Raw genomic sequence first — 20703 nt, 5'->3', positions numbered from 1 at the left:
AAACATTACCTGCCCCTCCGTTTCCAAATACTGTTTGTTGCATACCGGACTGCATCAATGCAATGATCGTTCCCATCCGGATAGCCACTGATTACATTTCCTTCTTTGTCTCTCTCATACTCATATTCCAGAAATTCCCGGGCTGATACCGGACATCTCACTTGGTCTATCACAATCTCTGCCAGGGACTGCAGCCATTTAAACGAATACTCACGGCTCCCCGGTCCTTTTTCCGCCGGACGTACAAAAAGTCCATAGGATTTATAATCTCCCACAGACTTCTTTTCAGCACTGTCACAAGTAATCAGGTCATTTCCGCCAATTCCAAGCTCCATCAATGCATCTGCCGTTTGCCGGTTGCTCTGCTTGTTGCAGGTAAATTCCTGCCAGATATACAGCCGCAGCCGTGCCGGATCATAATGTACCCGCACAAAGGCGAAAGGATCTGGATACCAGCCCCAGTCAATCCCGTTAAGTACATGATCAAACTCTGCGATCTCCTCATCTGTGATCTCCCGGATGGTAACATGATCAAATACGCTTCCGCCGCTCCCGTTAGCAACCCCCAGATACTCATTTTCATAAGCTTCCGGATTGATTTCTTTCAAAAATCCTGCCTCCTCCAGGAACGGTTTACCCAGCCACTTTTTGGGCACATCCAGATAGGTGCTTTCCGTAATCAGACGGTTTGCCTTAGGGACCCTGATATATTTGTTCGCCCAGTTGCTGGAACTTTTCGGTGGATTAAATGACTTAAATATATATGCGGTGTCACCGCCACGGATCACAGACTGTTCAATCTTCCTGACGGATTCCGGTCCTGCAAACTGATCCAGCTCCTCCAGCCAGAGAATCCCGATATATCCAAACGGAACCTTGATTGACTTGACCTTTCCTGGATCATCTGCTCCCCTGAAATAAATTTTCTGGCCAGTATTTTTCCGAGTAATTTCCATAGGACTGACTGTGCAGTGGAATTCATCGGTTAAATCAAGCACTTCAATAGCCCACAAAATCTGCTGGTACACAGATCCCCGCAGAGTATCAGCCACCTGACGCATAACTACAGCATGCATCTGATCATTTTCCATCAGCAGATCTATGACCTGCAGCGAAACAAACGAAGACTTTGTAGAACCACGGCCGCCAGGGAAAATATATTCCGTATGCCTGTGCTCCTGGATATCAAATACAACTGGCGCATATATTGGTGTCAACATATCCACAGGAATGCCTGCATATTTAAACAACTGATCATTCCTGCTATCCGGCATTATTATCTTTGTCTGTATTTGCATATGCTCAATTTTTGCCTGCTGCTCCTTCTCATCTGCCTCTGTCTTCTTACTCTGCCCAGCATATTCCGCAACAAAATACGCGGCCTTTACATTTCCTTCAATAGCTTTTTTGATCTGTGCCATCAGCATAGCACTTTCTAACGTTGGATCCAGCCCTAGTTCTCTAAGTGCCAGCTCCCATTTATCATTTTCTATTTTCGATGTCAGGAGCTGATTCAACGTTTTTCGAAAATTAGCTTTTTTTCTCCGTGCTTCTCCAGAAGCTTTTCCCCCCATTACAGCAATAGCCCTCTGTTCTTCTGCTGTTCGTTCATGGAATCCATATCCTTTTAAGTTTTCTACATTTGGCATTTCACCACCTTCTAATCTTCGAAAAGCCCCTCATAAGCAGCTCTTTTAATTCATAAATTAACCTTAGATCTAATGTACCATTTAGAACCACATACTCTTTGTCCTCCAAACCATTACCTAATGAAAAACACCCTGTATTCCTACAAGGTGTTCATTTATAAGTAAGAAGAAAAAACAATACATCTCATTAATATTAAAATAACATAATCATTCAGGAAATATGTGACATAAAAGTCCAATCTTTAATTTCCATTCATATATCTTTGATATTCTTTTTTTATGCTATCCTCTGTTGCACCATTTCCAATTTTTTCAGCCACCAGCTTCCAAGGTAGTCTCTGAATACACCTAAACCGAATAATTCTTTGTATGCGCACCGGTGCACAGTTAATTAATTGCTGGGCCTGCATTTTAATTTGTTCTGCGTACTCCTTACGCTGAATCAAAAGTTTCTCTTCCTCCCGGATTTTGGCATCGTCCTGGTAAGTATATTCCGTTCCTTCGATGTGGAAGCTCTGCGAAGCATACGAAAAATCCTGCATAGGCCCCTTAACAGAATCAGAAACAGCCCACCCTCTTTTTTTCTTCAACTTTGCAATATCCTCCTCAGTCTCTTTTACCAGCTCACAAGCATCCACATAATTTCTCAAAACCTGCTTGTTATCCAATAATCTCACTCCTTATCATAATATTCTATCTAGTCAATATATTTTAATTCAAAGTAAATTTACCACACTTATATTCACCGGTTACCAAGTTACCGCTGCTTTTGCCTATTATATAATTTTTCTCTTAAACATACATCTTTTTATAATATCTATATCATATTATTTCAGTTGGTAACCCGGTAACCCAAGCAGCTTTTATCTAAAGGGTATTTCCATCTGCATGATATCCACATGTTCAAATCCCTCACTATCCACTTCTGGACTTAGTTTAATGAACACACATCTCACCGAGTTCCCAGCAAACTTTTTTACTTTGTTATATCTCCCCCCCTGTGTCTGAATAACCCCCTTTTTATCCGCCCAGGACAAAAAGGATTTCTTTGAAAATCCTCCTTCTTTACAAATCTGATCAAATGCAGAATTATAAAAGATCGCATATCCATGTTCTAAAATCCCCCATTTCTCACAGCCAGATATCATATCAAATCTCTGAGGATTCATTGCAATCTTATCAAGAATAAACCGATAACAGCGCTCATTGTCCGAAAGTTCATTCCGGTCAATCAAAATTCTTTTTGCTTCCTCTAAAGCAAGATACTGTCCATCCTGAAACAGATGCTCTGTGGCAATTTTATCCGCCGTCAATACAATGGATAGAGAGATGCTCTGCTTTTGCATTTTATCTGTCTGAAACAGAGCTTTTTGTATCTCCATCTGCATTTCACGAATCCGGTCTGCCCCAAGCTCACGGATGATTTCTACAAATCGTTTTCCCGCCCATCCATAATTCCCCTTTACAATTTCTACTGTTTTCTGCGGATCCTGATATACCCTCTCCCCGCACTCTATTTCCAGAATCCGGTTTATAGCTCCGCCCTGACTGACATAGCTGCTGAGCGGACGCTCCCCATTGCAGATCATAACATTTTTCCAGCGATTTTCCCGGTTAATTCCAAGCTCTTTGTTAGAGCGGCTTTTTCCCTTTCCGGAGCACAAATCATATACAATCCCTTCAAAATTATCCCGGATCCGGGCCGAGGTTTTACTGGTATCATCCAGTAACAGCGGCAGGTGATTCAGCATATCCGCCTTTGCTTCCAGCGCCACATCCGTAGTCTTAAAATCTCCGATATATCTGCTCTCATCCGGATTAGCCCAGACAGAAGCCGCCACCATCAAAGACACTGTCTTTCCCCCTTCTGTCTCACCCCAGAGATCTACAAAAAACGGCAGACCATCAAGGACCTGCACCAGGGCACTAGCAAAGGATGCCGCCAGCAGAAATTTTACTTCCATCCGCCCGGATGTACGCAGCTGACGCATTTGTTCAAGCCAGACTTTTAGGCTCCCCCGCGGAGAAACACTCTCAAAGGTCTGCTTAAACCGGCTGTCCCCGTCAAATACAATCTCGGTATCATAGGGAATAAATTCCGTTCCATGCCATCCAAGTTTACTGGTAGAATACTGCACATCTATATAATCATCGTTGAAGTTTTCCACATCAGCCAGATATTTTACAAGCAGCTTGGCATTTTCCGAAGTTACTGCAATCCCCCGGCCGGACAGCGCCACAATCCTATTTGCAGATGTCACCATGATTTTAGGCACCACAATCTCACTCCAGCGCCCGTTTCTTTTATAAGCAATCTTTATCTGCTCCTCTCCGGTTTCCATATTTTTCAACCGTTCCACCGGAAGAATAGGATGATAACAAGCGGTAGCATCCAGTCCTCCTGAATTTTGTGCAAAAACCCCGCTATCATCGGCCACCCAGGCTCCGCAAAACATCCGGTCATAAGGGCCTGTAAAATTTGTATAATTATCAATGGTACACAAAGACCTTTTTTTCCGTTCCTGTTTTTGTATTTCCCGCTCTGCCTGACTGTACCCTCTCATCATTTCATCAAAATCCGCTTTTACTCCCAGAGCCTTAGCACGCCGTCCTAACTGAACTTTCCACCGGGAGCGCTCAATAGGATCCTCCAGCTCAAACAGTTCCAGAAATACAGTGTCCTCCAGGATTGAATCCCCATCAAATTCTCCCAAAGGCCTCACATGCCATCACCTCTTTTCATTTAATTCTTCCTGCACATACAGCTGATACTGCAGGGCATTACAGCAATCACACCATACATCACTGAAGGGTTCTGCTTTCTGCATGTAATCCCGGTAAATATCAATCAACTGACTGTTCAGCGCTTTCTTTTCCAGTACCCTTTCTTCCTGACGCTTACGCTCCCTGATCTTTTTCCCTTGCCGGTACTCCGTCAGCCGGGAAGAAAACGTCGGCTTTTTATAAGTTCCCCCAAGGGAATAAAAAGCAGTTTTAAAATCGCACTGCTCCATACGCTGCACAAAAGAAAACACATCCCCGCCGGCTCCGCAGCCAAAACAGTAATAACTATCCGGATAGATCTTCATGGACGCATGACGATCTCCTTGATGAAAGGGGCAGGATATAAATCCCGCCCGGTTTATCTGATACCCGTACCGCTGCGCTATCTCTCTCATGGAATACCTGTTTTTGATTTCATCTTTTGTCATATCCGCCACCCAGCAGCTCTAAAATCCGCTTTCCTGTATCCTTCTTTTCACAGAACTCAAACAAAACATGATACCGGTTTTTTATAGTTTCCAGCGCCCGGTACAGCTGGCAGCCATCAATTGCCTTTTCCGAAGCTGCATATGCTTCTCTTCTTCCCTTTACCACCCGCCACCGGATCTCATGCTTTCTGGGATTCTTCCAGAAATACACATCTTCCAGACACTGTATCTCCGGTCCATGTTCCACCAAAATCACCAGCTGTATTCCCGCCTGCTCTGCCCTGAGCAGCTCCCGCCGGAACCGTTCATGCTGCTGGCAGATGTTTCCGCACAGCTCCTGCAGGTTCTGCTTTCTGTCAATGATCAGCCGGGGATGATCTAAGGACATATAATCCCCCACCAGCAGCTTGCTGGTAAAATAATGAACCCCCTGTTCCTCAAAGGTTTGAGTAATCTTGCGGATAGCCCTGGCTTTCTCCCGGCTGTCAATCTGTATATCCACGTTTTTTTCTCCTTTTAAAACGGCAGTTCTTCCTGGCATCCCTCCGGCACACTGATAAAGCCATCCTTATCCTCCGGCAGACGGCTCCTGCTTCCATTGGCCAGCAGCTTCTCCTCCGGAACCGGCGCTTCCAAAACGCCTTCTGTGCTTCTAAACCAGCGTAGCTTTCTGTTTTTATGTACTTTATCGTTATATTCTTCTTCCACAATTCCAAATACACCGCCGGTCAGCTTATTTTGGAACCCTCTGGTAAATCCCTCTCCCCAGTCCACACGAAAACCGGGATTTGATTTTTCCACGGAAGTAATAAAGGTCTTAAACTGGCGGCTGCAGTTTCCATCCACATCTTCTGTTAGCAGATAGGTTGTCCCAGCCGCCGGCCATTTTTTATCCGGCCGTACATCATCCCGGAATACATTGGAAAAATAGGCCGGCTGTGCATCCCCAGACGCAAAGTCAAAGAATACTTTTATCATGTCTTTTCCTGTCCGTGACTGCATTTCCGCTACTTCTTTGATGATCAGAAGATGGCCGCCCAGCGCTACAGGGACATAGTCCCCACTGGCTGGTGTTGCTTCATAATTATTGGGTTTCTTCATTTTAATCTCCATTCCTCCTGGTATTACTATGCAGAAACTTGTTAAAATTCCTGCAGTGCTTCAATTACTTTTACGATGTCATTATCAATTACTTTTTCTTCTAAAACGCCAAGAGGGCTCTTGGCTGTACTGAAATTGGCCTGGGTTTCAAAAACATATTTCCCGTCTACACACTTTGCTAACAGCACTGTTGAAAATTTACTTTCCAGAGTGATCTTGTCCAGCTTCCGGCCGGATGTTTTGATTCTGGTAAACAGATATCCGTTATCGTCATGTTCTGTCTGGGTATGGGCTGTAAACACTATGGTCAGCCCATCACGCATCGTAAGAGAATAGTCTATCAGCTCATAGATACTCTGGGCCAGATCCTGCCATTTGTCATATCCTTTTTCTCTGCTTCTTCGCATTTCATCTGCAATCATAAGACCGTTGATCGTATCTACTACCACTACCGTAATATGGCGAAACATTTCTTCTTCGTTTACCTTCCGCAATAACTGCAGTGCCACCTGAGGGTAATCGGTTTTCACATAATTCTTATATTCCGGATGATACTGTCCCTTCCAGCCTTTCCATGAAAGTCCCTTTTTGTCACAGTCCACATACATAGTCTTTTTAGGATCCAGATGCCGCATACTGGTTGTTTTTCCGGCTCCGGACTCCCCCATAATACATATAATATCTGCCATTTTTATCCTCCCTGTTATTATCACAATCATTTCATCTTGCTTCTCTCCTGCATTTTTGCGCCCAGTCATTGACGCAATCATAATGGATTACACCTTCCGGTACCTCCAGATAATATTCGCCGTCATAATTTTTTGTCTCCCCATAGATAGGTCTGCCGCAGTGTATACAGATGCTAAAGATATGCCCAGATTCAATCATCTGTCTCACTCCTTGTCATTGCCTTTATGGCCGCCACCTTTGATTTGTCATCCAGGCTGTAATCCCCGATGATTTTTACAATAGATTCAAAAATGCCCTTTGTCTGGTACAATTCTGCCAGATCTAAAAGCTTTGCTTTATCTTTCATTCGATATTCTCCTTTTATCTGTGTTACAATTAGTTTGTAAAATATTCGCTATAAAACATTTCTCTGCCGTCCGGCAGTATGATGTTTTCTTCTTTGTTATCATAAATACTGCCCCTGCTCCTAGCAGCAGCCACGGAATCCAGATCCACTCTGATTCTGCACTGGCGGCTCCAAACAAGATAAGTAATCCCCCCATATTTTTCATTGCTTTAGTTCCTCTTTATTCTCTATCGGATAAGTTTCAATGAACCGCTCAAGATCTGTCCCTCTTATTTTTCTTGAGCCCAGCAGCAAGTACGGTAACTTTCCCTGATTCATCAAATTGTAAACGGTTCCCGGATTAACCTGCAGAACTTTAGATACCTCTTTTGCGGTATAAATCGGCTTATAGTTTTCAACCATTTTTCTCTCCTTTTCAGTTTTAATGTGCAGCACAGCCGACAGAATACAGAGGTATGTATGGAAAATGACAAGGGATTTTTGTATCTAAGCAAAAGTAAATAGTTTTCTTCTGCCGGCTGTGCTGCACATTATTTCTATTTTTGTAGCTTATAAAGTTACTCTTTGGCAAAAAAAATAGATGCCGGATCTTCTATATGTAACTCATCAATCATTATCTGTATTTCATTACTCCCAAATACTCCGCTTTTCATCTTTTCATAAAAGGTTTTTGGCGTAATACCGATCTTTTTTGCTACATCAGACTGAGACAAACCATTCTTAGCTATAACCCCTCTTAATTCATCTGTTTTTATCAATTATCTTTCTCCTTTCTGTAACTTTTTGAGTTACTCTCATCTTATCACATTTTAGTAACTTGTCAAGATATTTTTGTTGATTGTATTTCTTTTTTGTGGTATCATTAAGTTACTCAAATAAAAGGATGTGAAAATATGACAGTTGGAGAACGTCTGAAGGAAATACGGGAAAAAAACGGAATGAGTCAGGTGGAATTTGCTGATAAAATAAATGTATCGAAACAGACATTGTATAAATACGAAAATAATCTTATTACAAATATTCCATCTGATAAAATTGAAGCTGCTGCGAAACTTGGAAATGTCTCCCCCTCTTATATTATGGGCTGGGAAGTATCATCTGTTGCAAACTCAAATACGATAGCAGCTCACCTAGATAGTGATGATCTGACTGAGGCTGAATTAAAAGATGTTGCAGACTATATCGCCTTTATAAAAAGCAAAAGGAAATAGTCCGTTTTATAGGACAGTAAATTTTGTATGATTTCTATGGAGGTGATTACTATCAACTATGAAAAGCTCTTATCTGAGGCCGATGATCACTGCATTTCCGTAGACGAAAATATCCCCTTTCAAAGCAATTTGAAGGGGCTTTACATATCCGGAAATATAGCATTATCAAATAGATTAGAAACGACATCCGAAAGATCCTGTATTTTAGCGGAAGAACTTGGCCATCACTACACATCCACCGGCAATATATTAGACCAGTCCGTAACAGAAAACAGAAAGCAGGAATACCGTGCACGATTATGGGCCTATAATAAACTGATTGGACTAACAGGTATTATTACCGCATACGAACACTGCTGCCGCTCCTTTCATGAAATGGCTGATTACCTGAATGTTACAGAGAAATTTTTATTAGACACCATAAACTGCTATAAAAATAAATACGGTTTATATACGATAGTGGACAACTATATTATCTACTTTGAACCGGCGCTGTCTGTTGGAAAACTGACATCTGATTAAACTGCTGTGGAGTTTTAATAAAATACAGCGCAGATGCAGCTGCATACATCCAGTGTTTCCAGAATGGTACGGGATGTGATACCAGCCTTTTAGAAGAAAATTCTAAATTCACTGAAAATAGTGCTAAAAGCGTACAACCTGGCGCCAGCATAGATGTATATGAAGTATTTGTTTTACAGGATGAAAACGAAATTACTATAGAATCCTCAGACTGTGTTTCTTTTAGTGATGATAAGGATGTACAAAAAATCACTTTAAAATAATCACGCTCCCCTGCCCTTCACCGGGCAGGGAAAACTTTAAAACTTAATATATTTACCCGGACAGCTGGGGGACGGCTTCACCTGTTCCGAGTCTTGCGGAAGGGGTGGTAATATGGTTACATATAGTGATTTATTTACATTTATTATCATGTTATGTGCAGTTATTACACTTGCTATGAAATTAAAAAAGAAATAGCCGTCCTGCTCCCTGAGAAAGAATAGGACGACTATCTCTAGTCAAATATTTACTCTACCGGGATGGGTGGTTGCGCACCTTCCGGCTGTCTTGTTAAGTATATTATAGCAAATATACTTGGAAAGTCAAATATCTGTCTCTCCATAGATAGAGCAACTGAATATATTTACCCAGAGAGCCGATGGGGCGATATGCCAGCCGCTAGAATCCATAAAATAAAAGGGGGCTGATGCGTATGGTTACATTTTCAGATTTAATCCAATTTGTAATAATGCTTTGCGCTGTGATAACTCTTGTTGTTTACATATTACGCAAAAAGTAGCGCCCTCGGTCTGGTAAACTAAGGCGCTACTTTTGTAAAACCATTTTACCGGCGGCTAGGCTTCATCTAGTCATCGGTTCTCTTGTTAAGTATATTATAGCAAATATATCTAAAAAGTCAAACACCGCCCTCTGCTGCAAACAGAGGACGGCAACATGCAGCTCCGAAGAGATACACCTCAAAAGCAAAAATATTGTATCATCTTCCGGAGCACCCAGTCAATCAGAACAGCTGTTTTCTGATTGGGTGTTATTTTATACTCATTTTTTTTAAAGGAGGATGATCACATGGGAGAATTACGTACACGAAAACGTGGAAAGAACTGGGAATGGTCCTTTGAAGCGGCCAGAACTAATGGAAAGAGAAATTCTATTTCAAAAGGCGGATACCGGACCAAGGCAGAGGCCATTGAAGCCGGCACCAAAGCAAAAGCCGAGTACACTGGTACCGGTTATGTATTTGAACCGTCACAGATATCAGTGGCAGATTATTTTGCCTACTGGCAGGAAAATTATGTGAAAGCAGAATGCAAACCCAACACACAGCACGCATATGCAAATATGATCCGGATACATATTTTACCATATCTTGGAACATATCCGCTGTCTGCTGTTACCCCGGCTCTGCTGCAGCAGCATATTAACCGGTTGTATGCCAACAACCTCTCCTCTTCCTATCTCAAAGGGATTACCGGCGTTTTATCCAATGCCTTCACTTATGCAGTACATCCGGCAGCTTTCCTGAAAGAAAATCCCATGGCTTACGTCCGCTATCCCAGGGCGCAAAGCCAAAAATATGATACCAACCGCCGGATTATAACTCCGGAAGAGTTCTCAGCTATCTTAAACTATTTTACACCGGGAAACCATTTTCGGATCCTCTTTTTGATCTGCTATTACACCGGTCTTAGAATCGCAGAATGCACCGGTCTTACCTGGGACAGAGTAGATCTGGATGCAGGAACAATCACGGTTGACCGCATTATGGTAAAACATCCGGAAAAATACTGGTACCTTGGAACACCCAAAACAATCTCCAGCACCCGGACAATTCCTATCGGTGCCACACTGCTGCAGGAACTAAAAAAGCATAAAAAGTGGCAGTTAGAAAAGCAGATGTTTTACGGAGAATATTATAAACACTGCCTGTTAAAACTGAATACGAGACTCTGCATCTGTGACCATACAAACACATCCCTGTTATCAGAACCCAAACTTTCCTTTGTATGCACACAGGAAAACGGAACCCCTGTTACACCGGATCACGCAAGATATGCAAGCCGCATCGTCAACTACAAGCTTGGAATCACATTTAACTTCCATTCTTTGAGGCACACCCACGCCACCATATTGATCGAAAACGGCGCAAACATTAAAGATGTGCAGGAACGTCTGGGACATGCGAAAATCTCCACCACCATGGATACCTATGTCCACAATACAGATACCATGAAGCATCAAAGCGTGGAAATATTTGAACTGGCAGCCGCATTGTCAACCTCATAAAAGAAGGTTGACAAACGGTTGACAAAATCATTGTTGTCCACCAAAAAAAGCTGATATATCCGCTTATTTCCTGCAAAGAAGACAGACAGTCTCAACGTGAGTACCAAATCAAAACATATCCCCACAAAATCACGAAAATATGGACAATGTTTATACAGTACTAATACTGCTCGTACATCCCTTTTCCCACAAATACACAACAAATATAAATTCTACATCACTCTGATTCAGAATTTAATCTTCGTTCATGTCATCAATATCTTCTTCTGACTTACCAGCTTCCAATGCACAATTGCCAATTACTCTGTATTGTTTTCTTCTCTACTATTCTAACATTTCTGATAATTTTAATTGTTTTAAAAATCTATCAGCAATATAATATTGAATATCTAACTTTTCTACTGGCCGTTTTTTAGCTCTAATAGATATTTTAAGTTTTCCAGCAGACACACTCATCAAACCTATGTTTAAATCTCTAAATTGTTGCCTATCAACTTTCTGCACATATTCAGAACTTAATGCAACATATACTTCATTTGCATATTGTTTATATCTAACGGCTTGCTCTAATCCAGCTTTCCAGTCAGAAATTTTCGCTTCTACAGCAATAAAATTCTTAGTAACAGCGTCAATTTTTTTTACAGAAGTAATGTAATTACCACTAATTTTAATATAACCAAGATTTTCTAACTCACGAAGAAAATGATAAAATTTCCTGTTCACCCTTTCATCTGAAATTTTCATTTCATCTAGACTTACTTTTTTGTGATTATAAATTCCGTTAAAATAGTAATATGCATTAAAATACTCATCAAATACAATATTGCTTCTATTTATGTCCGTTGTATAAACAATATCTGCAATATTATTTCCTCCTCGTAGTTCTCTGACAATATATTGAGTCCCAAATCTTTCTTGTAAATCAAGAACCAATTTTTCCACCAATTCTTTTTCGTTTACAAACATAATTCCACCTACTCAACTTAATTAAACTATCCTTTTTAAATTCTTTAACAGCTTATAATAATCCGTATTCTTTTGGCTTCCCATAATTTCCTTTGGTATAGAATCCAAATTTTTTAGTGCGACATCAATACGTTCTCTTAAATAAGCAATACGTTCTTCTCCCTCATACTGATTAAAGTTATCCACTTCTTCTATCATCATTTGCCAGTGATGCAACTGTACTCCTTTATCTCCAGTACCTATTTCAATAGCCGTTTTACCATTACACCACTTACAGTTACATCCACCAAAATAATTATATATTTGTTCAAATGCAAACGTATCCTTTTTCGGATAAGTCAAAAAAGATAATACTTGTGGAAAATAGAATTTTGAGTATAAATTGAATGAATCTTTTTCTTCCTTTATATATTGCTCATCAAAATAATCTATACTTGCCAATCCAAGTGAAAAACCATGTATCCCCTTAGCAATCAATGTTAATCCTAAGGGTATTGGAACTTTCAAAGCAATAACAGGTTTACTTGTATATTTCTGTAAATTAACCATAAATTCAAGATAACTCCCTAATGATTGCTCATTTAACTGTTTCATATCCGAAACTTGCACAATAAAGCCATCTACTTTCGCATGAACAAAGTATGATAATATCTTATCGGCTTGAAAAACCAAATGCCCAAGCCCAATTGATATCATTGCATATTTTTCTTTTCCTTCCTCGACTACCCGTGCGCTTTCATCAATCAATTGAATATTCATTCTAATCCAATCATCAACTTTTTCTACAGGATAATCAGTATTACTTATATAATGATACGGTAAAATTAATTTCTGTCCTATCGAAACCGTCGCATACCAGTTATCAATATACTCTTTTCGTTTCTGAGGATTATGTAAGTATTCCAAGGAAATTACGCCTTTTTCTGGCGCATAGGGCAATTCTACAAGCCCTTTTGTATTGCCAAACGCAACATAAGACAATCTTTGAGTTGATGGATCAATAATTACATTCTCAAAATTGTTATTAGCAAAATGTAAATGCAGTTTTTTCATCCAATTTTGAACATGAATAGGATAAATAATATCTGCTTTATTAACTTTCTCAAATTGTTCTGTAACATCTTTTTCTCGATATACCCACGCATAATATTTTCCTACAGTTACTAATTCTTCTTGAATATTCTTTTTATCAAATGCATCTATAAATTCATCAACTGTCTGAAAGCGCACAAATGATTCCTTTGCCGTTGCCTTAAATATAATATTTTCTAACCCATCACTTATAGTTGGATTGTACTGTTTGGGCGGTATGATAGGATCATTCAGAATTTTCATCAATAACTCGGGTAATGTTGAAGCTTTATAGGGAACATTTTTAGTCAGCATTTCATATAAAATTATTCCCAAAGCATATATATCTGCTCTACAGTCAATATGTTTGCTATCCTTCAATTGTTCTGGAGACATGTATAGCGGTGAACCAATTTGAGTTCCTGTTGATGTTATCGAGGAAAAATCTATAATTTTACTCAAACCATAATCAATTATTTTTACATTTAGATTGTCATCAATCATTATATTGTCTGGTTTTAAATCTCTATGAATAATACCCGCATTTTCAATAATAGTATTATGCAAATCCCTTACGCCATACAATACGCTTACAAATATGCGAATCAACGTTTCCAGTTCAACATCGTTTCTCAAAAAACTTCTTAAAGTCTTTCCATGAAAATACTCCATTACTATGACATACTCCATTATGCCAAACTCATTTTTAAAATAAAAATCTTCCTGATATTTAATCAGATTTTCTCCTTTTACATTCTTTAAAACATCTATTTCTCTTGTGATTCGATTTTGTTCGTTCTTAAATTCATCTAAAATATAGGTTTCTGATAAAACTTTTGCAGCATATACATTATTTTCTTTTGATACTCTATATACAGCACCAAAACTCCCACTTCCAAGCGCTTCTTCAAATAAATATCCGTTAATCACTTGTCCAACAATATTCATTCACAAGACCTCCCTAATCCCTTCTCTTCCTTTAATTTAAGTAATACTTCTCTTTCAATGATTTTTATTCATTGTATCACATTGCTTCTAATTTTTCTATTGTACCACTATTTCTAATGATACACTCGTGAGTTTAGATGACTTCAAAATGCTTCAAAGCATCTTTGATTGCTTCCACCTTCTCTGCCGTCGGATGTTTCAATTCTTCCGCCGCATTGGAAGCGTCATACATCGGCAAGCCTAAATCTCTCTTTACCTCTGCGATATATGCGGTATGTACTTTGAAGCCGTATTTAGCTTCTGTGTACTCTTTTATCATTTTGTAGGTCACTCGCTCTTTGGGCTTGTACTCTTCGACTCTTTTAGCGATATTATCAAGCGGAACTTTTCCCTCACCTTCGCCAAACTCAACTTTTACGTTGATATGTCCGTCTGGCTTTTTGTGGGAAAGCAATACTACAGTCTCCACATGGCTCGTATGACAGAACTGATCCACCGGCCGCACCCGCCTTAATTCATAATCTCTGTTGCACAAAATTTTTAAATCTCTGGCCAGTGTAGCTGAATCACAGCTTACATATACAATTCGTTCTGGCTTCATAAGCAGTATCGTATCCAAAAGTGCCTTGTCGCAGCCCTTTCTGGGAGGATCTACAACAATGACATCTGCATAGGCCTGCCGGCCCCTTCTGCGCTCTTTTTCATAAAATTCCGGCAGAATCTCCTCAGCTTTTCCCGTAAAAAATTCTGCATTCTGTATGTGATTAATTTCTGCATTCCGCCTGGCATCTTCAATAGCCTGGGGAACAATCTCCACTCCAAATACCCGTTTTGCCTTCCCGGCTAAAAACAGTGAAATAGTTCCAATTCCGCAATACAGATCCCAGACAGTTTCATGCCCTTTTAAATCTGCATACTCAAGGGCCAGTCCGTACAGTTTCTCTGTCTGTACAGGATTTACCTGATAAAAGGAAAGAGGTGAAATCTGATACTTGATATCTCCAATATAATCTGTAATATATGGCAGTCCCCATAGCACTTCTATATGACTGCCCAAGATCACATTTGTATTTTTCTGATTCATATTAATAGATATGGAAGTCATGCCTTCAAGTTTACATAACTCAGAAACAAATACATCTGCATAAGGCAGTGTCTTTCCGTTGATAATCAGACATACCATAATTTCTTTTGTTGCAAATCCATAGCGGATCAGAACATGGCGCATCAGACCCTTTCCGCTTTTTTCATCATAGGCTGTCACATTATATTTCTCCATGACGCCAATTACAATATCCAGAATTTTACGGTTAACCCAAACACCAAGAGCACATTCCCGATTTGCTATAATCTGATGGGTCCTGCCGGCATAAAATCCGGTGATAATCCTTCCATTTTTATCTGTTCCTATGGGAAACTGCGCTTTATTCCGATAATAATAGGGCACCTCCATTCCCACCACCGATTCCATGGGAGGGTTTAAAAAACCACCAATGTGCTGCAAATTACTAAGGACTTTTTTTTGTTTAAACTCCAGTTGTTTTTCATAATCAAGAGCCTGAATCTGGCAGCCTCCGCACTGACGGTGAAAGGAACATTTCGCTTCTGTCCTCCAGGGAGACGGTTCTAAAATCTCCATCAGCCTGCCATAGCCATAACTTTTTTTCAGTTTTACTATTTTGGCACGTATCCTGTCGCCAATGAGAGCATCCTTTACAAACAGCGTCATTCCACCGGTTTTCCCAATTCCCTCACCAGCAGTTCCCATATCCTCTATTACCAATTCAACTTCATCATTTTTCTGCATAATGGTCCTCATATCGAAACAGCTGTCAGAAGCTTTCTTCCCACTCTGACAGCTGTTGTTGTATTATTTACTGGTTCTTCGAATGTTGGTTTCCAGCAGACGGTTATACCCCTGCCACTCCGCACTGCCTTCCGGCGCATTGGACAGTGCTTCTTTCATCGTCTCCATTTTCGCATCCGTATTATCCGCAAAACTTAAGGCAAGTGCCTCAACAAGTGCCGGTTTTTTGGGAGAGCCATATTCCAATTCTCCGTGATGCGCAAGAATACAATGTTTTAATTCAGCGGCAAGTTTTACCGGAAACCCTTCTATGGTACGGATCCGGTCACTTACCATCTCCGTTCCAATCATGATATGTCCAAGCAGCTGGCCGTCATCTGTGTAATCATTTGCCGGAAAAGTAGAAAGTTCTACCAGCTTCCCAATATCATGAAACATAGCTGCACACAACAACAGATCACGGTTTAAAATAGGATACTGGCTGCTGTAAAAATCACAAAGCTGAGTCACGCTTAGCGTATGCTCCAGCAGTCCCCCAACATACCCGTGATGAACACTTTTCGCAGCTGAATGAAACTGAAAGCGTTTTGCAAAAACAGGATCCGCAAAAAAAGATTCCGCTAGTTTTTTCAAATATGGATTTTTAAGACTCTGAACGATACCCATCAGTTCCCCATACATTTTAGGTATATCTTTTTCACTCACCGGCAGATAATCCGCTGGTTCATACTCTCCCTCTGCCATTTTCCGGACCCGCTTTACGTTCAGCTGCAAAGTCCCCTGAAAACTGGTCACATCCCCTACTACATAGATATAATCCAGAGTATCAAAATCTTCAATTCCAGAAGACCCAACATCCCATATTTTTCCATCCAGCGTTCCTGTTTTATCCTGTAAAATCAGGTTATCATACGGCTTTCCGGCTTTTGTCAATGCCGTCTGTTTATGCTTGCAAAGATAAACCTCCCCTATACGTTCACCTTCTCGTAATGTTTCAATATATCTCATCTCAATCTCCTTAATTGTAATATCTCTATCTGAAAGTCTTGCCAGATCACTATTTCATCCTGCCAATAACAGCTTCACAGGAAACACTCTGATAGGCATTTCCGCTTCCAAGCCGTTTTACTATAAGCTTAACCTCCTGATCTTCCTTTGTTTCCCACAGCGCTTTTGTAAATGCGCTCTCTGTCAAAATTTCCTGACCATTCATCTCCACCAGAATATCCCCTGCCTGCAGCCCAGCTGTCATAGCGGGAGAATCCAGATCAACAGATTTTATATAAATTCCCTCCGGCAGATCATAATCTCCTGAAATCTGCTGTGTCACCTCGCTAAAACGAATCCCAAGATAAGGGATGCTTTTCCCGTTGGAAAGTTTCTCCACCAGCTCTGTAATCTCAGAAAAAGGCAGTGCCATAAGCTGTGTTCTGCTCTCTCCCGGATTATACAAATGAGTAATCAGTCCAATCAGCTCTCCTTTTGTATTAAGCAGCACACCGCCTGCTGTAGATGGAATCTCCATATCGGTAGTCAGCACTTTAAAGTTAATATCCGATGTAGAAATCCGCTTGTTCACAGAAGTAATCCTGCCAGTCAGAACAGAACCTGCATCTCCCTGAGGACTTCCAACTGCCACAGCCAGATCTCCGGATACAAGTGCTGAGGAACTGCCGATTTTTAATGCTGTTATCTGCTTTAAAGTATCCGACTCAAGTTCCCGCTTATCTACACTTAAAACGGCAATCCCTGTATTGGCGTCAAATGCCTTTATTCTGGCAGATGCCACATGATCTCCATAAAATTGAACCTGAAGCTTTTTTGCTTCAGAAACAAGATTGCGTTCCGTTAAAATCAGATATTCATTGGCGGTATCCGCAACAATGATTCCGGCTCCCTGTCCGGAGGACTCATAATCACTGTCAAACCAGTCCTTTTCGCTGGTAACACTTACAATCTCAACCACTGACTTTCTGGCATCTTTCCCGACACTGTAAAGCTGATTTTCCAGCTGCTCATAATCTTCCAGTGTCATTTCTTTATTTTCCTGTATTACAATCTGCTCCGGCTCTTCCTCCGCTTCCTGGGACGAATCATCCAGACTAATATTATGTTTCATAATCCTGCCTTCCACCGCAGGCTTAAGAAGACTGAATACCAGGCATGCAACAGCTCCGAATACAGCGGCAAAAAAAACAACAATGCCCAGCTTTGTCCCAAACTGCTTCCAGTTGGGAGGTATCTTTTTGGTTGTTTCGTTTACAAAACGATAATCATTTGTTTTTTTATCATCCATTGAAGCGCACCTCTTTCATAATTATACGGTTTCTGTAAAACAGTTGCAATAACTAATTCCTGTTCCGGTCCCGCATAAAGTAAGTATTCCGGCTAAATTTTACTTTTCAGTCTGGAAAATTTAGAGTAAAATAAAGTGGGTTGTTTTATTCTGATGAAACATTACTTTTAAAATAATAGATAATAAAGTTTTACTTAACAGAAACATTAAAGAGGTATCCATGAATCCTAAATCATTAAAAATATTAGAATTTGATAAAATTATTCAGCAGCTTGCACAGCAGGCTACTTCTGTCTCCGGCCGGGAACTGTGTCTTCAGTTAAAACCTCTGACAGACATCCACGCAATCCGCACTGCCCAGAAAGAAACGAAAGATGCACTCTCCCGTATTTATCAGAAAGGCTCCCTTTCATTTTCAGGTCTCTTTAATCCGGAAGCATCCATGAAACGTTTAGAAATCGGAGCTGCCTTAAGCATTACAGAGCTGCTTTCCATCTGCAGACTTTTAGAGACTGCCAAACGGGCAAAATCCTACTCAAGAGAAGTGCGTACAGATCTGCCCCCAGATTCTCTAAACCAGCGTTTTTCAGCCATCGAACCGCTGACTCCCCTCCTCGAGGAAATACGGCACTGTATTGTAGATGAGGATGAAATCAGCGACGATGCAAGTCCCGCACTCCATAATATCCGCCGGATGATTCGAAATATTAATACAAAAATCCACAATGCTATGAACTCCCTGTTAAACAGTTCATCCACAAGAACTTACCTGCAGGAAGCGGTCATTACTATGCGCAATGACCGCTACTGTCTGCCTGTAAAAGCAGAATATAAAAACCAGGTTCCGGGCATGATTCATGACCAGTCATCTACAGGCTCCACGCTTTTTATCGAACCTATGTCTGTGGTCAAACTAAATAATGAATTAAAGGAGCAATTCTTAAAAGAAAAAGAAGAAATTGACATTATACTGGCTAATTTAAGCAACCTCACCGCCGATTATATTCCATATATCCGGGATAATTACCGGATACTGACAGAACTTGATTTTATCTTTGCTAAGGCTCAGCTTGCCAGAATCCATAACGGTATGGCCCCGGAATTTAATACCAGAGGGCTCATCAAGATCCGTCAGGGACGGCATCCTCTGCTGGATAAACATAAAGTCGTTCCCATAGATGTAAGGCTGGGAGATGAATTTCATCTGCTGATTGTTACCGGTCCCAACACCGGAGGAAAAACGGTATCTTTAAAAACAGTAGGACTTTTCACTCTGATGGGGCAGTCTGGGCTGCATATACCAGCCGGTGACCGATCAGAACTGGCTGTTTTCCGGGAAGTATATGCCGATATCGGAGATGAGCAGAGCATCGAACAGAGCTTAAGCACCTTTTCCTCACATATGACAAACATTGTATCCATCTTAGAACATGCAGGTTCAGACTCCCTTGTACTCTTTGATGAACTCTGTGCCGGTACAGATCCCACAGAAGGCGCTGCCCTTGCAATCTCTATACTAGACACCCTTCGTCAAAAACAGATCCGCACTATGGCCACTACCCATTACAGTGAGATTAAAATCTATGCATTGTCTACAGACGGCGTGGAAAACGCCTGCTGTGAATTTAATGTAGACACATTAAGCCCTACTTACCGGCTGCTGATTGGTATCCCCGGAAAAAGCAATGCCTTTGCCATCTCATCAAAACTTGGCCTTTCCTCTGATATTATTCAGCAGGCCCGTGAACAGATTGATAAAGAAGAGGCATCCTTTGAGGATATTATTTCTGATCTTGAGGAAAGCAGACTGACCATTGAGCAGGAGCGCCGGGAAATTAACCGTTACAAAAACGAAGCCCAGCAGCTGAAAAAAAGGCTGGAGGCAAGACAGCAAAAGCTTGACAGCAGCAGAGATAAGATTCTCCTGAAAGCAAACGAAGAAGCAGCAGCAATTTTACAGGATGCTAAAAATGTAGCAGATGAAACCATCCGGAATTTTCATAAATACGGCAAGGGTATTGTTGATATTCAGGCCATGGAAAAAGAACGTGAGAAAGTCCGTCAGAAAATGGACAAAGCCAGAAAAAAATCTGCCGGGAAAAAAGAAAACGTCGTCAATACCAACATTCCCAAAAAACTCCGTCTGGGGGATTCTGTAAAAGTGCTTAGTATGAATCTAAAAGGAACCGTTCACACTCTCCCGGATGCAAAAGGCAATCTTTTTGTACAAATGGGAATTCTTCGCTCCCAGGTTAATATCAAAGACCTTATTTTGCTGGAAGAGGAAAACCCGCTGAAAAGTGCACATCCAAAAACCGGAACAGGAAAACTGAAGATGTCAAAATCAGCTTCTATTTCACCGGAAATTAATCTGATTGGCAAAACAGTAGACGAGGCAATTTCCATCCTGGACAAATATCTGGACGATGCTTATCTGGCACATCTGCATACGGTACGGATTGTCCACGGTAAAGGCACCGGTGCCCTGAGAAAAGCTGTACACAATCATCTGAAAAGGCAGAAAATTATAAAAGATTTTCATCTGGGCGAATTTGGAGAGGGCGATGCAGGAGTAACCATCGCTGAATTTCAATAGGA

At 40.8% G+C, this 20703-nt stretch carries 21 protein-coding genes; 5 read left to right on the top strand and 16 right to left on the bottom strand.

Translation table 11 applies throughout. The features are described from left to right. Positions 1-5: 5 nt before the first annotated feature. From OCV88_RS07950 to OCV88_RS07900, 11 genes are all read right to left on the bottom strand, one after another. Positions 6-1649, bottom strand: a complete 1644-nt coding sequence (locus OCV88_RS07950; protein ID WP_158424962.1) for a PBSX family phage terminase large subunit — start codon at positions 1647-1649, stop codon at positions 6-8. A 242-nt stretch (positions 1650-1891) separates the two neighbouring features. Continuing rightward, the gene (locus OCV88_RS07945; protein ID WP_158424961.1) at positions 1892-2317 is read right to left on the bottom strand and encodes an RNA polymerase subunit sigma-70; all 426 of its coding nucleotides are present in this window, start codon (positions 2315-2317) and stop codon (positions 1892-1894) included. A 195-nt stretch (positions 2318-2512) separates the two neighbouring features. Beyond that, a complete protein-coding gene (locus OCV88_RS07940; RefSeq protein WP_158424960.1) occupies positions 2513-4372 on the bottom strand; it encodes a DUF927 domain-containing protein in 1860 nt (619 codons plus the stop codon). A gap of 6 nt (positions 4373-4378) precedes the next feature. After that, on the bottom strand, positions 4379-4861 hold the full coding sequence (locus OCV88_RS07935; protein ID WP_158424959.1) for a CHC2 zinc finger domain-containing protein: 483 nt from the start codon (positions 4859-4861) through the stop codon (positions 4379-4381). Beyond that, positions 4848-5363, bottom strand: coding sequence for an ERCC4 domain-containing protein (locus OCV88_RS07930; RefSeq protein WP_158424958.1), 516 nt, complete (start codon positions 5361-5363; stop codon positions 4848-4850). Before OCV88_RS07930 ends, OCV88_RS07935 begins: the two co-directional genes overlap by 14 nt. 14 nt (positions 5364-5377) lie before the next feature. Further along, on the bottom strand, positions 5378-5974 hold the full coding sequence (locus tag OCV88_RS07925; protein ID WP_262590970.1) for a hypothetical protein: 597 nt from the start codon (positions 5972-5974) through the stop codon (positions 5378-5380). Between the two features lie 29 nt (positions 5975-6003). Then, entirely contained in the window at positions 6004-6651 is a 648-nt protein-coding gene (locus tag OCV88_RS07920) for an AAA family ATPase (RefSeq protein ID WP_158424957.1), read from the bottom strand. A 31-nt stretch (positions 6652-6682) separates the two neighbouring features. Next, positions 6683-6850, bottom strand: coding sequence for a hypothetical protein (locus OCV88_RS07915; protein WP_262590968.1), 168 nt, complete (start codon positions 6848-6850; stop codon positions 6683-6685). Then, the gene (locus OCV88_RS07910) at positions 6843-6998 is read right to left on the bottom strand and encodes a hypothetical protein (RefSeq protein WP_262590966.1); all 156 of its coding nucleotides are present in this window, start codon (positions 6996-6998) and stop codon (positions 6843-6845) included. Before OCV88_RS07910 ends, OCV88_RS07915 begins: the two co-directional genes overlap by 8 nt. A 201-nt stretch (positions 6999-7199) precedes the next feature. Then, positions 7200-7400, bottom strand: a complete 201-nt coding sequence (locus tag OCV88_RS07905) for a helix-turn-helix domain-containing protein (protein WP_158424956.1) — start codon at positions 7398-7400, stop codon at positions 7200-7202. A 155-nt stretch (positions 7401-7555) separates the two neighbouring features. Then, positions 7556-7756, bottom strand: a complete 201-nt coding sequence (locus tag OCV88_RS07900; protein ID WP_158424955.1) for a helix-turn-helix domain-containing protein — start codon at positions 7754-7756, stop codon at positions 7556-7558. A 135-nt stretch (positions 7757-7891) separates the two neighbouring features. On the opposite strand from OCV88_RS07900, the gene OCV88_RS07895 reads away from it, so the two are divergent. The 4 genes from OCV88_RS07895 (at position 7892) to OCV88_RS07885 (ending at position 11017) form a co-directional block, all read left to right on the top strand. Then, positions 7892-8209: a helix-turn-helix domain-containing protein gene (locus OCV88_RS07895; RefSeq protein WP_158424954.1), complete on the top strand. Its 318-nt coding sequence runs from the start codon at positions 7892-7894 to the stop codon at positions 8207-8209. A gap of 27 nt (positions 8210-8236) precedes the next feature. Then, positions 8237-8731, top strand: a complete 495-nt coding sequence (locus OCV88_RS07890; protein ID WP_262590964.1) for an ImmA/IrrE family metallo-endopeptidase — start codon at positions 8237-8239, stop codon at positions 8729-8731. A 17-nt stretch (positions 8732-8748) separates the two neighbouring features. Continuing rightward, positions 8749-8994 carry a DUF5067 domain-containing protein gene (locus OCV88_RS16135; RefSeq protein WP_158425002.1) on the top strand — a complete coding sequence of 82 codons (246 nt, stop codon included), beginning with the start codon at positions 8749-8751 and terminating at the stop codon, positions 8992-8994. Between the two features lie 805 nt (positions 8995-9799). Further along, positions 9800-11017, top strand: coding sequence for a tyrosine-type recombinase/integrase (locus OCV88_RS07885; RefSeq protein ID WP_158424953.1), 1218 nt, complete (start codon positions 9800-9802; stop codon positions 11015-11017). Positions 11018-11341: 324 nt separating this feature from the next. Here the strand turns inward: OCV88_RS07885 and OCV88_RS07880 are convergent, their stop codons facing one another. The 5 genes from OCV88_RS07880 to OCV88_RS07860 form a co-directional block, all read right to left on the bottom strand. Further along, positions 11342-11983 carry a hypothetical protein gene (locus tag OCV88_RS07880; protein ID WP_158424952.1) on the bottom strand — a complete coding sequence of 214 codons (642 nt, stop codon included), beginning with the start codon at positions 11981-11983 and terminating at the stop codon, positions 11342-11344. 21 nt (positions 11984-12004) lie between these two features. Then, positions 12005-14002, bottom strand: coding sequence for a serine/threonine-protein kinase (locus OCV88_RS07875; protein ID WP_158424951.1), 1998 nt, complete (start codon positions 14000-14002; stop codon positions 12005-12007). Between the two features lie 133 nt (positions 14003-14135). Beyond that, a complete protein-coding gene (gene rlmD, locus OCV88_RS07870) occupies positions 14136-15809 on the bottom strand; it encodes a 23S rRNA (uracil(1939)-C(5))-methyltransferase RlmD (protein ID WP_158424950.1) in 1674 nt (557 codons plus the stop codon). A 63-nt stretch (positions 15810-15872) separates the two neighbouring features. Beyond that, the gene (locus tag OCV88_RS07865) at positions 15873-16817 is read right to left on the bottom strand and encodes a 3'-5' exoribonuclease YhaM family protein (RefSeq protein ID WP_158424949.1); all 945 of its coding nucleotides are present in this window, start codon (positions 16815-16817) and stop codon (positions 15873-15875) included. 49 nt (positions 16818-16866) lie between these two features. Beyond that, on the bottom strand, positions 16867-18105 hold the full coding sequence (locus OCV88_RS07860) for a S1C family serine protease (RefSeq protein WP_158424948.1): 1239 nt from the start codon (positions 18103-18105) through the stop codon (positions 16867-16869). 220 nt (positions 18106-18325) lie between these two features. Between OCV88_RS07860 and OCV88_RS07855 the strand changes: the two genes are divergently transcribed. Continuing rightward, a complete protein-coding gene (locus OCV88_RS07855) occupies positions 18326-20701 on the top strand; it encodes an endonuclease MutS2 (protein WP_158424947.1) in 2376 nt (791 codons plus the stop codon). Positions 20702-20703: the final 2 nt, after the last annotated feature.

The organism is Brotonthovivens ammoniilytica (assembly GCF_025566885.1).
Classification (GTDB): domain Bacteria; phylum Bacillota; class Clostridia; order Lachnospirales; family Lachnospiraceae; genus Brotonthovivens; species Brotonthovivens ammoniilytica.
The sequence above is the reverse complement of the archived record's forward strand: the minus strand, read 5'-3'. Positions and strand labels throughout refer to the sequence as shown.

Coding starts and splice junctions, on each gene's coding strand:
- OCV88_RS07935 (WP_158424959.1), bottom strand. CDS start 4,861: ATGACAAAAGATGAAATCAAAAACAGGTATTCCATGAGAGAGATAGCG.
- OCV88_RS07910 (WP_262590966.1), bottom strand. CDS start 6,998: ATGAAAGATAAAGCAAAGCTTTTAGATCTGGCAGAATTGTACCAGACA.
- OCV88_RS07925 (WP_262590970.1), bottom strand. CDS start 5,974: ATGGAGATTAAAATGAAGAAACCCAATAATTATGAAGCAACACCAGCC.
- OCV88_RS07890 (WP_262590964.1), top strand. CDS start 8,237: ATGATTTCTATGGAGGTGATTACTATCAACTATGAAAAGCTCTTATCT.
- rlmD (WP_158424950.1), bottom strand. CDS start 15,809: ATGCAGAAAAATGATGAAGTTGAATTGGTAATAGAGGATATGGGAACT.
- OCV88_RS07915 (WP_262590968.1), bottom strand. CDS start 6,850: ATGATTGAATCTGGGCATATCTTTAGCATCTGTATACACTGCGGCAGA.
- OCV88_RS07865 (WP_158424949.1), bottom strand. CDS start 16,817: ATGAGATATATTGAAACATTACGAGAAGGTGAACGTATAGGGGAGGTT.
- OCV88_RS07885 (WP_158424953.1), top strand. CDS start 9,800: ATGGGAGAATTACGTACACGAAAACGTGGAAAGAACTGGGAATGGTCC.
- OCV88_RS07895 (WP_158424954.1), top strand. CDS start 7,892: ATGACAGTTGGAGAACGTCTGAAGGAAATACGGGAAAAAAACGGAATG.
- OCV88_RS07905 (WP_158424956.1), bottom strand. CDS start 7,400: ATGGTTGAAAACTATAAGCCGATTTATACCGCAAAAGAGGTATCTAAA.
- OCV88_RS07880 (WP_158424952.1), bottom strand. CDS start 11,983: ATGTTTGTAAACGAAAAAGAATTGGTGGAAAAATTGGTTCTTGATTTA.
- OCV88_RS07920 (WP_158424957.1), bottom strand. CDS start 6,651: ATGGCAGATATTATATGTATTATGGGGGAGTCCGGAGCCGGAAAAACA.
- OCV88_RS07950 (WP_158424962.1), bottom strand. CDS start 1,649: ATGCCAAATGTAGAAAACTTAAAAGGATATGGATTCCATGAACGAACA.
- OCV88_RS07860 (WP_158424948.1), bottom strand. CDS start 18,105: ATGGATGATAAAAAAACAAATGATTATCGTTTTGTAAACGAAACAACC.
- OCV88_RS07875 (WP_158424951.1), bottom strand. CDS start 14,002: ATGAATATTGTTGGACAAGTGATTAACGGATATTTATTTGAAGAAGCG.
- OCV88_RS07855 (WP_158424947.1), top strand. CDS start 18,326: ATGAATCCTAAATCATTAAAAATATTAGAATTTGATAAAATTATTCAG.